Source organism: Pseudoroseomonas ludipueritiae (genome assembly GCF_014490445.1).
Classification (GTDB): Bacteria; Pseudomonadota; Alphaproteobacteria; order Acetobacterales; family Acetobacteraceae; genus Pseudoroseomonas; species Pseudoroseomonas ludipueritiae.
Map to the genome: position 1 here is coordinate 30163 of NZ_JACTUZ010000022.1, position 13811 is coordinate 43973.

General features: G+C 68.6%; 11 protein-coding genes. 4 read left to right on the plus strand and 7 right to left on the minus strand.

Annotation, left to right across the window (positions count from 1 at the left end):
- Positions 1-45: 45 nt before the first annotated feature.
- The 4 genes from IBL25_RS08080 to tkt all read right to left on the minus strand — a co-directional run bounded on the left by IBL25_RS08080 (position 46) and on the right by tkt (position 5885).
- Positions 46-1479, minus strand: a complete 1434-nt coding sequence (locus tag IBL25_RS08080) for an NAD-dependent succinate-semialdehyde dehydrogenase (protein ID WP_187778039.1) — start codon at positions 1477-1479, stop codon at positions 46-48.
- Positions 1480-1564: 85 nt separating this feature from the next.
- Positions 1565-2761: a phosphoglycerate kinase gene (locus IBL25_RS08085; protein ID WP_187778040.1), complete on the minus strand. Its 1197-nt coding sequence runs from the start codon at positions 2759-2761 to the stop codon at positions 1565-1567.
- Positions 2762-2779: 18 nt separating this feature from the next.
- Positions 2780-3799, minus strand: a complete 1020-nt coding sequence (gene gap / locus IBL25_RS08090; protein WP_187778041.1) for a type I glyceraldehyde-3-phosphate dehydrogenase — start codon at positions 3797-3799, stop codon at positions 2780-2782.
- 43 nt (positions 3800-3842) lie between these two features.
- Complete coding sequence (gene tkt / locus IBL25_RS08095; protein ID WP_187778042.1) at positions 3843-5885, minus strand: transketolase; 2043 nt, start codon at positions 5883-5885, stop codon at positions 3843-3845.
- Between the two features lie 308 nt (positions 5886-6193).
- Between tkt and IBL25_RS08100 the strand changes: the two genes are divergently transcribed.
- Entirely contained in the window at positions 6194-8158 is a 1965-nt protein-coding gene (locus tag IBL25_RS08100; RefSeq protein WP_187778043.1) for a putative bifunctional diguanylate cyclase/phosphodiesterase, read from the plus strand.
- Between the two features lie 22 nt (positions 8159-8180).
- Here IBL25_RS08100 and IBL25_RS08105 read toward each other — a convergent pair whose 3' ends face one another.
- A complete protein-coding gene (locus tag IBL25_RS08105) occupies positions 8181-9425 on the minus strand; it encodes a Zn-dependent hydrolase (RefSeq protein WP_187778044.1) in 1245 nt (414 codons plus the stop codon).
- Positions 9426-9558: 133 nt separating this feature from the next.
- Here IBL25_RS08105 and IBL25_RS08110 point away from each other — a divergent pair, with 133 nt between their 5' ends.
- The 3 genes from IBL25_RS08110 to IBL25_RS08120 all read left to right on the plus strand — a co-directional run bounded on the left by IBL25_RS08110 (position 9559) and on the right by IBL25_RS08120 (position 12045).
- A complete protein-coding gene (locus tag IBL25_RS08110) occupies positions 9559-10347 on the plus strand; it encodes an aldolase (protein ID WP_187778045.1) in 789 nt (262 codons plus the stop codon).
- Positions 10348-10429: 82 nt separating this feature from the next.
- Positions 10430-11647, plus strand: a complete 1218-nt coding sequence (locus IBL25_RS08115; protein WP_187778046.1) for a class I SAM-dependent rRNA methyltransferase — start codon at positions 10430-10432, stop codon at positions 11645-11647.
- The gene (locus IBL25_RS08120; RefSeq protein ID WP_187778047.1) at positions 11644-12045 is read left to right on the plus strand and encodes a DUF3293 domain-containing protein; all 402 of its coding nucleotides are present in this window, start codon (positions 11644-11646) and stop codon (positions 12043-12045) included. The genes IBL25_RS08115 and IBL25_RS08120 overlap by 4 nt, the downstream gene beginning before the upstream one ends.
- Positions 12046-12075: 30 nt before the next feature.
- On the opposite strand, the gene IBL25_RS08125 is transcribed toward IBL25_RS08120, so the two are convergent.
- Both IBL25_RS08125 and IBL25_RS08130 read right to left on the minus strand, forming a co-directional pair.
- On the minus strand, positions 12076-12846 hold the full coding sequence (locus IBL25_RS08125; protein WP_187778048.1) for a methyltransferase domain-containing protein: 771 nt from the start codon (positions 12844-12846) through the stop codon (positions 12076-12078).
- Positions 12846-13640: a 3-hydroxybutyrate dehydrogenase gene (locus tag IBL25_RS08130; RefSeq protein WP_187778049.1), complete on the minus strand. Its 795-nt coding sequence runs from the start codon at positions 13638-13640 to the stop codon at positions 12846-12848. Before IBL25_RS08130 ends, IBL25_RS08125 begins: the two co-directional genes overlap by 1 nt.
- Positions 13641-13811: the final 171 nt, after the last annotated feature.

Below are 13811 nucleotides of genomic sequence, written 5' to 3' on the forward strand. Positions count from 1 at the left end.
GGGGGCCTTTCGGCCCCCTTTCTTTTTAGCTCGCCTGAGCCGGTCTCAAAGACCGGCCTGGCTGACGAACTTGGTGTTCAGGTAGGACTCGATGGCCTCCGAACCGCCCTCGGAACCGTAGCCGCTGTCCTTGATGCCGCCGAAGGGCACTTCCGGCAGCGCGAGGCCGAGGTGGTTGATGGTCATCATGCCCGTCTCGACCTGCGAGGCGATGGCATTGGCCGTCTTCGCGGAAGAGGTGAAGGCATAGGCGGCGAGGCCGAAGGGAAGGCGGTTGCTTTCCTCCACCACCTCGTCGAAGTCGCGGAAGGGCACCATCAGCGCCAGCGGGCCGAAGGGCTCCTCGTTCATGGCACGCATCTCGCGCGTCAGGCCGGTCACCACCGTCGGCTCAAAGAAGTAGCCCTTGTTGCCGATGCGGTTGCCGCCGGTGCGGACCTCCGCGCCCTTCTGCACGGCGTCAGAGATCAGAGCTTCCATGGCCGGGATGCGGCGGTCATTGGCCAGCGGGCCCATCTGCACGCCGTCCTCAAGGCCGTTGCCGACCTTCAGCGACTTGGCATAGCTGGTGAAGGTATCGACGAACTGGTCGAAGACCTTCTCCTGCACCAGGAAGCGTGTGGGGGAGACGCAGACCTGGCCGGCATTGCGGAACTTGCTGCCGGCAAGGGTCTTGCTGGCCAGTTCCACATCGGCGTCGTCGAAGACGATGGCCGGCGCATGGCCGCCCAGCTCCATCGTCGCGCGCTTCATGTACTTGCCGGCCAGTTCGGCCAGGTGCTTGCCCACCGGGGTGGAGCCCGTGAAGGTCACCTTGCGGATGGTCGGGTGCGGGATGAGGTAGGAGGAGATCTCCGCCGGCACGCCATAGACGAGGCCGATCACGCCCTTCGGCACGCCCGCGTCGATGAAGCAGCGGATCATCTCGGCCGGGGAGGCCGGAGTCTCTTCCGGCGCCTTCACGATGATGGAGCAACCCGTGGCCAGCGCGGCGGAGAGCTTGCGCACCACCTGGTTGATCGGGAAGTTCCAGGGGGTAAACGCGGCGACGGGGCCAACCGGCTCCTTGATCACCAGCTGGTAGACGCCTTCGGCGCGGGCGGGAATCACGCGGCCATAGGCACGGCGGGCTTCTTCCGCGAACCAGTCGATGGTGTCGGCGCCGGCCAGGATTTCCATCTTGGCCTCGGGCAGCGGCTTGCCCTGCTCCATGGTCATGACGCGGGCGATGTCGCCGGCGCGCTCACGCAGCAGATTGGCGGCCTTGCGCATCAGCTTGGAGCGGTCGAAGGCCGAGACCTTCTTCCAGACATTGAAGCCACGCTCGGCCGCTTCCAGCGCCTCGTCGAGGTCCGCCTGGCTGGCATGGGGAACGGTACCGATCTGCTCTTCGGTCGCCGGGTTGAGGACGGGGATGGTGCGGTTGCCGGTCGCCGGGCGCCACTGGCCATCGATATGCAGCAGGACGTTATGGTCCATGAACAGCGTCTCCTCACAAGAGTCCGCCGCAATGTGGAACCGGGCGGGGCGGAACGCTACCCCGCCCGGTCCATCTTTTCGCGAGTCAGTGCACGGAGAGTGCGGCGACCCCTGGCAGCGTCTTGCCTTCCAGCCATTCCAGGAAGGCGCCGCCTGCGGAAGAGACGTAGGTCAGCTTGTCGATGACGCCGGCATGGCGCAGCGCGGAGACGGTATCGCCACCGCCACCGATCGACTTCAGCTTGCCAGCTTCGGTCAGCTTCGCCGCCGCCTGCGCCACCTCGACGGTGGCCTTGTCGAAGGGCGTGATCTCGAAGGCGCCGAAGGGGCCGTTCCAGACCAGCGTGGAAGCATTCTCCAGCTTCGATTCCACCATAGCCACCGTGCGGGGGCCGACATCCAGCGCCATCATGTCGGCGGGCACGTCATCGAGCCCCACGATCTTGCTGGGTGCATTGGCGGCGAAGGTTTCCGCCACCACCAGATCCTCCGGCAGCACGATCTCGCAGCCACCGGACTTCGCTTCCTCCAGGATGGCGCGCGCGGTATCGTGCATCTCCGCTTCCTGCAGCGACTTGCCGACGGACTTGCCTTGCGCGGCCAGGAAGGTATTGGCCATGGCGCCGCCGATCACCAGCACATCCACCTTCTTGGAGAGATTCCCCAGCAGGTCGAGCTTGGTGGAAACCTTGGCGCCGCCGACGATGGCGACGACAGGGCGCTTCGGGCTGCCCAGCGCGGCATCCAGCGCTTCCAGCTCCGCCTGCATCAGGCGGCCGGCATAGGCGGGCAGCTTGTGCGCCACGCCTTCCGTGCTGGCATGGGCGCGATGCGCGGCGGAGAAGGCGTCATTGACGAACACATCCGCCAGCTTCGCCAGCCCTTCCACCAGCGCGGGGTCGTTCTTCTCTTCCCCGGCGTGGTAGCGGGTATTCTCCAGCACCAGCACCTCGCCATCCTTCAAGGCGGCGACAGCGGATTCGGCATCGGGTCCGACGCAATCATCGGCGAAGGCCACGGGCTTGCCCAGCACTTCGCCCAGCGCGGCGGCGATGGGCTTCAGCGACATCTCGGGCACGCGCTTGCCCTTGGGCCGCTCGAAATGCGAGCAGACAATGACCTTCGCGCCCTTCTCCGCCAGTTCGCGGATGGTGGGCACGAGGCGCTCGAGCCGCGTGCGGTCGGTGATCTTGCCGTCCCGTACAGGGACGTTCAGGTCGGCGCGCAGCAGAACCCGCTTTCCGGCGGGTTCCAACTGATCCAGCGTCCGGAAAGCGGGCATCCTGCTACGCCTTCCGGATCAGAGCTTGCCGAGGTAGGCGGCGGTGTCCGACATACGGTTGGAGAAGCCCCACTCGTTGTCGTACCAGCTCATCACGCGCACCAGCCCGCCATCGACCACCTGCGTCTGCGTCGCATCGAAGGTGGAGGAATGGGAGTCATGGTTGAAGTCGATCGAGACCAGCGGCGCCGTGTTGTAGCCGAGGATGCCCTTCAGCTCGCCTTCGGCGGCTGCCTTCATCACGGCGTTGATGGCGTCCTTGGTCAGGCCATCAGTCTTGCTCGGCACGAAGTCGAGCGAAACCAGCGAGACGTTCGGCGTCGGGATGCGGATGGCGGTGCCGTCCAGCTTGCCCTTCAGCTCCGGCAGCACCAGGCCGACGGCCTTGGCCGCGCCCGTGGAGGTCGGGATGGCGGAGACGGCGGCGGCGCGGGCGCGGTGCAGGTCCTTGTGCAGCGTGTCCACGGTGTTCTGGTCACCCGTATAGGCGTGGATGGTGACCATGTAGCCGCGCTCGATGCCGAACTTCTCATGCAGCACCTTGGCGATGGGCGCCAGGCAGTTGGTGGTGCAGGAGGCGTTGGAGACGATCTTGTCCTCGGCCGTCAGCGTCTTGTGGTTGACGCCATAGACGATGGTCTTGTCCGCGCCTTCGCCGGGGGCGGAGATCAGCACGCGCTTGGCGCCCGTGCCGAGCAGGACCTGCGCCTTCTCGCGCGCCGTGAAGATGCCGGTGCACTCGGCCGCGATGTCCACGCCGTCCCACTTCAGCTTGGTGGGGTCGCGCTCGGCCGTCACCTTGATCGGGCCCCAGGTCTTGCCGTGGGCCTTGATGGTGATGCTGTCGCCCTCGACGATCACCTCGCCGGGAAAGCGGCCATGGACGCTGTCGTAGCGGAACAGATGGGCATTCGCCTCAACCGAGCCGAGGTCGTTGATGGCGACGAATTCCACATCGTCACGCCCCGCCTCGCAGGCGGCGCGCAGCACCAGGCGACCGATGCGCCCGAACCCGTTGATCGCGACCTTCACAGCCATGGTTTTCGTCTTTCCCGTCTTGAACAATGCTTGTTGTAGTAGGTCAGGCGAGCTTGCGCTTGACCGTCGCAACCGCAGCCTCGGCCGTAATGCCGAAGTGGCGGTAGAGTTCCTCTGCCGGTGCCGAGGCGCCGAAGCCGGTCATGCCGATGAAGGTGCCATCGGCACCCAGCCAGCGTTCCCAGCCGAAGCCCAGCGCCGCCTCGATGCCCACTCGGGGGGCATCGCCCAGTACTTGGGCACGATAGCTCTCATCCTGAAGGGCAAACAGTTCCCAGCAGGGCAGGGATACCACGGCGGTCGGGATGCCCTCTGCCTCCAGCGTCTCGCGCGCCGCCATGGCCAGCATAACCTCGGACCCTGTGGCGATCAGTGTCGCCTTGCGGGGGCCGGAAGCCTCTGCCAGCACATAGCCGCCGCGGGCGGACTTGTTCTCGCCCGCCTCGGTCCGCAGCGCCGGCAGGTTCTGGCGGCTCAGCGCCAGCACGGCAGGGCCGTCGGCACGCTGCACGGCCAGTTCCCAGCATTCCGCCGTCTCCATCGCATCGGCGGGCCGATAGACGAAGAGGTTGGGAATGACGCGCAGGCTGGCCAGCGTCTCCACCGGCTGGTGGGTCGGGCCGTCCTCGCCCAGGCCGATGCTGTCATGCGTCAGCACATGGATGACGCGCTGGCGCATCAGCGCCGCCAGCCGGATGGCCGGGCGCATATAGTCGGCAAACACCAGGAAGGTGCCGGAATAAGGGATGATGCCGCCATGCAGCGCCAGCCCGTTCATCGCGGCCGCCATGCCGTGCTCGCGGATGCCCCAGTGGATGTAGCGGCCCGCCAGGTTCTGCTGGTTGAAGACCGGAATGCCCTGCACGTTGGTGTTGTTGGACCCCGTCAGGTCGGCCGAGCCGCCGACCATTTCCGGGATCGCGGGCACCAGGGCGTGCAGCGCGCGCTGGGAGGCGACGCGGGTGGCGATCTTGGGCTTGTCCTCAGCCAGCTTGGCACGATGCGCGGCAGCGGCCTCGTGCCAGCCTTCCGGCAGCTTGCCGGCCATGGCGCGCTCGAACTCCGCCTTCTGCGGGTGCTTGGCCAGGCGCTTCAGCCAGGAGCGGCGGGTGCCGGCGGCGCGGCGGCCGGCGGCCTCCCAGGCGCCCTTGATCTCTTCCGGGACCACGAAGGGCTCGGCATCCCAGCCCAGCAGTTGCTTGGCGGCCTGCACCTCGGGCGCACCCAGGGCGCTGCCATGGGTGCTGGCGGTGCCGGCCTTGCTGGGGGCGGAGAAGCCGATGATGGTCTTGCAAGCGATGATGGTAGGCTTGCTGCTGCGCGTCGCCGCGTCCAGCGCCCGGGCCACCGCCTCATGGTCGTGGCCATCGACGCGCCGCACGGCCCAGCCATAGGACTGGAAGCGCCGCAGCACATCGTCCGAGGAGGTGATGGAGACATCGCCATCGATCGAGATGCCGTTGTCGTCCCACAGCACCGTCAGCTTGTTCAGCTTGAAGTGACCGGCGATGGAGGCGGCCTCGTGGCTGATGCCTTCCATCAGGCAACCGTCGCCGGCGATCACCCAGGTGCGGTGGTCCACCAGGGACTTGCCGAAGCGGGCCGAGAGATGCCGCTCCGCCAGCGCCATGCCCACGGCGGTGGAGATGCCCTGGCCCAGCGGGCCAGTGGTGGTCTCGATGGCCGGGTGCTCGCCGAATTCCGGGTGGCCTGCGGCCACGGAATGCAGCTGGCGGAAATTCTTGATGTCCTCGATGCCCATGCCCGCGTGGCCCGACAGGTAGAGCCATGCATAAAGCAGCATGGAGCCATGGCCGGCGGAAAGCACGAAACGGTCGCGGTCGGCCCAGCGCGGGTCGGCTGCGTCGTATTTCAGGTACTTGCTGAAGAGCACCGTGGCGGCATCGGCCATGCCCATCGGCATGCCGGGATGACCTGACTTGGCCTTTTCAACCGCGTCCATCGCCAAGACACGGATAGCGTCCGCCATGCGGCGTGATTCCGTGGCGGGCAGCGCAAGGATCTTCTGTTGCGCGGCGATGGCCGGATTGGCGTTAGGCTCGATGGTAGGAGCAATGCTGGCCACTGGACCAAAACCTCTGGTAGGGCAGGTGCGGGCTATAAAGGCCCTGCCGCCGGGCGGCAACCCGGCACGGCCCCGTTTGCGCTCAGCTACCGCTTGTGTTCCGATAAGGGACCACAACCGGAAGGATATTCCATCTGCACCGGCCACCCCGCTTTCTTGGTGTCTCCAGCCTGCCTGTTTCGCTCGGGCTGATCGCTGGCATCGCCGTGGTCGCCGCGCTGCCGCTTGGCCTGCCAACGTTGCTCCTGGCCGCGCTTGTCGCGCTTGTGATGGCATTCCTGCTGCGGCGCCTGCGCAAGGCTTCGGTGATGGCCGAAGCGCGTGCCGAGCTGTTGCGGGAACGCCTGACCCTGGTGCTGGAAACCGTCCCCGGCGGCTTCGCGCTGTGTGACGCGCAGGGGCGGCTGCAACTAGCCAATAGCCGCTTCCGCCGCCTTTTCGCGCAGGTCGAGCCGGGTTCGCCACTGGGTGCCCTGCTGCCCTCCGGCATGGGAGAGCAGGGCGCCTTCGACCATGGCCTGCGGGATGGAAGCTGGCACCGCGTGACGCGCCAGCCCCTGCCGGATGGTGGCTTCACCCTGGGCGCCGTGGATATCACGCCGTTGAAGCAGCAGGAGCAGGTGCTGGCCGCCCGCAACGCCCACCAGCAGGCGCTGCTGGAACTGGTGCCTGTCGGCATCTGGGAACTGGACGAGACCGGACGCTCCGTCTTCGCCAACCGGCAGCTCGCCATCCTGATGGGCGGCAGCGTGCCTCCGGGCCTGGCCGAGGCCGGGCTGCAGCGCGTGACCCCGCCGACCGAGCCGATCCGCAGCCTGCCCGCGCCGCGGACGGCGGTGGAGGTGGAGCACCACGGTGATGGCATGCCGCGCCGCCTGCTGCTGGTAGCTTCCGATGCCCTGCAGCCCACCGAGCCCGCGGCGGAGGAGGCGCCGCGCCACACCCGCCTGGTGACGCTGCTGGACATCACCGAGCGCCGGCTGGCCCAGGCGGAGGCCGAGCGGCTGGCCTGGCAGGACCCGTTGACCGGCCTGGGCAACCGCGCCCGCTTCATCGCCACCTTGTCCGAGCGCCTGGTGACGGAAGGCTCGGGCGGGCTCACGCTGCTGTCCATCTCGCTCGGCGGCATCGGGCAGGTGAACGAGCGGCATGGTCATACGGTGGGCGACGCGGTGCTGCGCGCCGCTGCCTTGCGGCTGAGCCAGGCCTTGCGGGCAGAGGACGCGGTGTTCCGCGTCGGCGGCAACAAGTTCGTGGTGCTGGCGCCGGCCATGGACCAGCAGACCATCCGTTGGCTCTGCGACCGGCTGGCGCAGGTGCTGTTCGACAGTTTCCGGCAGGGGGCGCTGGAAGTGGCGCTGCTGCCTGCCATCGGTGTGGCCACGGCGCCGCAGGTACGGGGCGGTGGCGAGACCCTGCGCCGCGCCGCGGACCTCGCCCGCCACCGCAGCGAAGTGGAGGCACGCACCCCCGTCTTCTACGAGGAAGCCCTGGGCGCCGCCGCCGACCGCCGACAGAAGCTGCGGAAGGCCCTGGTCCAGGCCATCCCGGCTGGCGAGCTGCGGCTGGTCTGGCAGCCGCTCTTCGACACGCGCAGCTACCGGATGGTGGCGGCCGAGGCGCTGCTGCGCTGGGACTGTGGCGCCCTGGGGCACGAGGTGATGCCGGGGGAGCTGCTGCCGCTCGCCACCGAGCTGGGCATGCTGGCCGAGATCGACTTCTGGGTGCTGTGGGAGGCCCTGGCGACCAAGCGCCGCTGGGCCGGCAGGGCTGGGGCGCCGGCCACGGTGGCCATCAATATCTCGGGCGCGACGCTGCGCGCGCCCGGATTCCCGGCGCAGGTGCGCGCCGCGCTGGACCAGCAGGGGGTCGCGGCGGAAGAGCTGGATATCGAGATCCCGGAGGATATCCCGGCCCGCGACATCCAGGCCCTGGCGCAGAACCTGGAAGCGCTCCGGGCCATGGGCGTGCGGCTCTCGCTCGACGATTTCGGCGGCGGGGTGTCCGCCATGGCGCATCTGGTGCAGCTGCCGGTGCAGCGGGTGAAGCTGGACCGTTCCATCACCCACCGCCTGCCGGAAGGGAGGCAGGAGGCCGCGGTGCTGGGCGCGGTGGCGGCCCTGGCGCGCAGCCTCGGCATCGAGTTGGTGGCCGAGGGCGTGGAAAGGGAGGTCCAGGCCAGCACCCTGCGGGCCGAGGGCTGCTTCATCATGCAGGGCTGGCTCTATGGCCGGCCGCTGGCGGCCGACCTTCTGGTGCCGCCCGAGGGCTGAGGCGCCCCCGGGCGAGGCGGGCTCAGAGCGCCCGGTTGGCGCGGGCCACCACGGCCTCGAAGAGCACCTGGCAGCCGGCGGCGGCTTCCTCCGGCAGGATGCTCTCGGCCTCGTTGTGGGAAAGGCCGTCCTTGCAGGGGGTGAAGATCATCGCGGTCGGCACGTGCCGCGCCACATAGACGGCATCGTGCCCGGCGCCGGAGACGATCTCGCGCGTCGAATAGCCCAGCCGCGCCGCGCCCTGCCGCACCAGATCAACACAGGAAGGGTCGAAGGGCTGGGCCGGGATGCGGAAGAGCTCCTCGAGCTGCAGGCTGCAGCCGGTGGCTTCCACCAAAGCCTTGGCCTCGGCGGGGAAAGTGGCGGCGAGGCCCTCGATCTGCGCGTCGTCCGGGTGGCGGAACTCCACCGAGAAGCGCACCTCGCCCGGCACAACGTTGCGGCTGTTGGGCAGCACATGCAGTTGGCCCACCGTGCCGCGCCCCTCCTCGCCACGCTCCCGCATCAGGGCATCCACGCGCTCGATGACACGGGCGGCGGCCACCAGCGCATCCCGCCGCGCGGAAGGCGGCGTGGTGCCGGCATGGGAATCCTGGCCGATGACGGTAGCGTCGTACCAGACCTGCGCCTGGGCGCCGGTGACGACGCCGATCTGCTTGCCCTCGCGCTCCAGGATCGGGCCCTGCTCGATATGCAGCTCGAAATAGGCATCGGCCGGGAAGGGGGCGGCGGGGTGGCTGCCCTTGTAGCCGATGGAATCCAGCGCATCGGAAACGCTGACGCCTTCCACGTCCTTCAGGCCATAGACCTTCTCCAGCGCGTAGATGCCGGCCCAGGCGCCGCTGCCCATCAGCGAATGGCCGAAGCGGCTGCCTTCCTCGTCGGTCCAGTTCACCAGCTCGATCGGCGCCTCGGTCTGGATGTTGAGGTCATGCAGCGTCCGCATCACCTCCAGCCCGGCGATCACGCCTAGCGCGCCATCGAACTTGCCGCCGGAGGGCTGGCTGTCCAGGTGGCTGCCCAGCAGCACCGGCTTGCGGGAGGGGTCACGCCCCTCGCGCCGCGCGAACATATTGCCGATGGCATCGACCCGCACGGTCAGGCCCAGCGCCTCGCACCAGGCCGAGAAGCGCTGGCGCCCAGCCTTGTCCACCTCGGTCAGCGTCAGGCGCTTCACGCCGCCCTTGGGCGTGGCGCCGATCTCCGCCATGGACATCAGGCTGTCCCACAGCCGCTTGGGATCGATGCGCTGGTTGGTGCCGGACATGCGGGCTCCTTGCTCCTGCAGGCGAGAACTCGGGCGGCATAGTGCGGCAGGCGGCGGCAGGCGGCCAGTGGCCACTTGCCGGCAGGCGCCGGCTTTGCTGCACTGGCGTCAGAGCCAAGAATGGAGGCCCCCGATGGCCCATGCCCTGGAAACACCGCGCGGTCCCGCCATCCTGCGCAATTCCGACCTGGATACGGCCGCGGTGCGGCAGGCGCGGGTGGACCTCGCCGCCTGCTTCCGCATGGCCTCCCGGCTCGGGATGCACGAGGGCATCTGCAACCATCTCTCAGCCATGGTGCCGGGGCGGGACGATGTCTTCCTGGTGAACCCCTATGGCTGGGCCTTTTCGGAGATCACGGCCTCCCGCCTGCTGGTCTGCGACTTCCACGGCAATGTGGTGGCCGGGGAGGGCACGCCCGAAGCGACGGCCTTTCATATCCATGCCCGGCTGCACATGAAGCACCCGCGTGCCGCCGCGGCCTTCCACACCCACATGCCCAACGCCACGGCCCTGGCCATGCTGGAAGGCCCGCCGCTGGTCTGGGCCGGCCAGACCGCGCTCAAATTCTACGGCCGCACCGCCGTGGACGAGAACTACAACGGCCTGGCGCTGGACGAGGCCGAAGGCGACCGCATCGCCGCCGCCATGGGCGAGGCGGATATCGTCTTCATGAAGAACCATGGCGTCATGGTGGTGGGCCCGACCATCGCCGAGGCCTGGGACGACCTCTACTACCTTGAGCGTGCCGCCGAGGTGCAGCGCCTGGCGATGGCGACCGGCCGGCCGCTCAAGCCGGTGGCCCATGACGTGGCGCGGCGAGCCTATGAGCAGATGCGCGAGGGTGACGCGGATAGCGCGCGCCTGCACCTGGAGAGCATCAAGCGCATCCTGGCCAAGCAGGAGCCCGATTACCTGGACTGACGATGAAAGCGAAAGACGGTTTTGCTTTCGCTATCAAGGCAAGTCTGGCGGCGGGACCCGTGCGGCGGCATAGCCCCGCCGCATGAGCACCGAACCCGCCCCTCTCGACGACGTCGCCTCCCGCCCGGTCCTGCGCCTGATGCCGGGGCGCGACCGCCGGGTGAAGTCCGGCCATCCCTGGGCCTTCTCGAACGAGATCACCATGACCCCGGCGGCCCGCGCCCTGCCGGCCGGCACGCCCGTGAGGCTGGAGGGTGACGACGGCGTCAAGCACGGCACTTGGCTGTTCAACCCGCATAGCCTGATCGCGGCCCGGCGGATCTCGCAGGACCCTGGCATGGTGCTGGGCGCCAGCTTCTTCCGCGCCAGGTTGGCCGAATGCATCGCCCTGCGTGACCGGCTGGTCGGCGCGCCCTTCTACCGCCTGGTGCATGCCGAGGCCGATGGCCTGCCCGGGCTGGTGATCGACCGCTATGGCGATGCCCTGGCCCTGCAAGCCAATACCGCAGGCATGGACCGCGCCACGCCGCTGCTGGTGGCCGCGCTGCGGGAGCTGATCGACCCGCGCGCCATCGTGGCCCGCAACGATTCCGCCGTGCGTGGCCTGGAAGGGCTGAAGGAGGAAAGCGGGTTGCTGCATGGCGATGATGCCACGGCCCGAGTGCGGGAAGGCGGGCTGGATTTCTCCATCGACCTGCTCTCCGGCCAGAAGACCGGCTGGTTCTTCGACCAGCGCGACAACCGCGCCCGGGTCGCCGCCTTTGCCAAGGACGCGACGGTGCTGGATGCCTTCTGCCATACCGGCGGCTTCGGCCTGCTGGCCGCCCAGGCCGGCGCGCGGCAGGTGACGCTGCTGGACCGCAGCGAGCACGCCCTTGCCCTGGCGATGGACACCGCCCGCCGCCATGGCTTTGGCGAAAGCGTCTCCGCCAAGCGGGGCGACGCCATGGAAGTGATGGAGGCGATGATCGGCGCCGGCCAGCGCTTCGACGTGGTGGTGGCGGACCCGCCAGCCTTCGCCAAGGCGCGCAAGGACCATCCGGCGGCGATGCGTGGCTATGCCCGGCTGGCGCGGTTGGCTGCAACCCTGGTGGCGCCCGGGGGATATCTCTTCATGGCCTCCTGTTCCCACCACGTCTCGCCCGGCGACTTCACCGATGCGGTGGCGCAGGGCATTGCCCGTACCCGCCGCCATGCCCGCCTGCTGGCCACCACCGGCGCCGGCATGGACCACCCCGTCCACCCGCTGCTGCCCGAGAGCGCTTATCTCAAGGGGCTGCTGCTGCACCTTCCGGCATGAGCGGCGGCCTTTCCCGCGCCTTTCGCGACACGGATTACCTTACGGAAGGCGCGGTGGCGCGGATTGGCCGGCGCTCAGCCAGCATGGCGGCACTGCTGCGGCGGCTGGGCGCGGGGCAGGGCGTCTTTCTCAGCGCCTGGAACCCCATGGCCAAGTCCCAGCCGCTGGGCTGGAATCACCGGGCACAGGCCCGGCTGTGGCGGGAGGCGCGACGCCGGCGCTTCGTCCCCGCGCGAAGCCAACCCCGGCCGGCTGCCCATGCGCATTGGGGTGAGGACCAGATCTTCCTGGCGACGGACCTGCGGGTGGCGCTGCGCCTTGCCCGCCGCTTCCGGCAACTGGCCGTCGTGGCGGTCAGGCACGACGGTGCAGCGCGCTTGGTCTGGCTAAAATTTTAAGAACAATGTCTTGGAAGCTGTTTCTGCCGTTTAAATTGAGGTGAGCATAAAGAAGCGCCGGAAGGGCAGCAGGACCGTGCCATGGGCTGAAGGCGGGTATTCTGGCCTCAATGCCTCGGCATAGGCAGTCAGGAAGCCCGGCTTCATGGCTTCCGGCAGAGCATCAACAAAGGGCCTTAAGCTACTGCCGAGGGCCCATTGCACCACTGGGTCCTGCCCATGCAGCTCATGGACATATTCGGTGAACCAGAGGTCCAGGCTGGCGGCGCGGGGCCGCAGCAGGTCGTAGTAGTCGCGCATGGCCAGGATGGGCGGCGCCGAGCCGACCTTCTCCAGTGCCTGGGCCCAGGGGCCTTGCTCCGCCACGACATGTTGCAGCCGCCGCACGGGCGCGTCGTGCATCGCTGGCATCTGCACCGCCAGCACCCCGTCAGGCGCCAGCAGCGATAGCAGGCGGGGGAAGAGCGCCTCATGCCCTGGCAGCCAGTGCAGCGCCGCATTGGAGAAGATGACATCCACCGGCGCTTCAGGCTCCCAGGTGGCGATATCCGCCTGGGCCGTGGCGAAGCCGGCGCTCGTTGCCTTAGCCAGCATCTCGGCCGAGGCATCGACGCCGATCACCTCCGCGCCCGGGAAGCGGGCCGCCAGCAGCGGCAGGGCATTGCCGGCGCCGCAACCCAGGTCCACCACCCGGCGCGGGCCAGGATGGCGGATGCGTGCCACCAGATCGGCTGCCGGTTGCAGCCGCTCCCCGGAGAAGCGGAGGTATTGCTCCGGGTCCCAGGCCGGGTTGGCGGCCATCAGGAGGCCACCCAGCCTCCGTCGATGGACAGCGCCGAACCGGTCAGGCTGCCGGTATCCGGCCCACAGACATAGAGTGCCATGCGGGCCACCTCCTCAACCTCGACCCAGCGCTTGCTCGGCTGCTTGGCCAGCAGGTGGTCCTTCAGGGCCGCTTCCTCGGACACGCCCTTGGCCTTGGCGATGGCGCCCACCTGCACCTCGGCCAGCGGCGTGCGGACGAAGCCAGGGCAGATGGCATTGCAGGTGACGCCGGTCTGCGCCAGCTCGATAGCCGTCACCTTGGTCATGCCGACCACGCCATGCTTGGCCGCGACGTAGGCCACCTTCTCCGGCGAGCCGACAAGACCATGGGCGGAAGCAATGTTGACGATCCGCCCCCAGTTCCGCTTCCGCATCCCGGGTAGCACCGCCTTGGTGGCATGAAAGACGGCGGAGAGATTGATGGCGATGACCGCATCCCACTTCTCCTCCGGGAAGTCCTGCACCGGGCTGGTGAACTGGATGCCGGCGTTGTTGACCAGGATATCCACCTGGCCCAGCAGGCTCTCGGCCTCCGCCACCATGGCGCGGACCTCCACGGGCTTGGACAGGTCGGCGGCGGAATGATGCGGCTCGATCCCGTCCCCGGCCCGGGCCACGGCGCGCTTGGCGGCCTCGATATCCTCCGGCTTGCCGAAGCCGTTCAGCATCACCTTGGCACCCGCGGCGGCGAGGGTGGCGGCGATGCCGAGCCCGATGCCGCTGGTGGAGCCGGTGATGATCGCGGTGCGACCGATGAGCGTCTTTTCCATGATCAGAGTGTGACCCTTACTGCCAACGGTGAAGCAGGCCGAGGATGCGCCGCATCGGGGAGGATGTGAATTCCGCCCCCCGCAGGCTCCCGGCGGCGCGCGCCACGGCCTCCGCCGCCGTGCCGCGCGGCACGGGCAGGGCGGCGATCTCCGGCCCCGCCATGTTGCGCG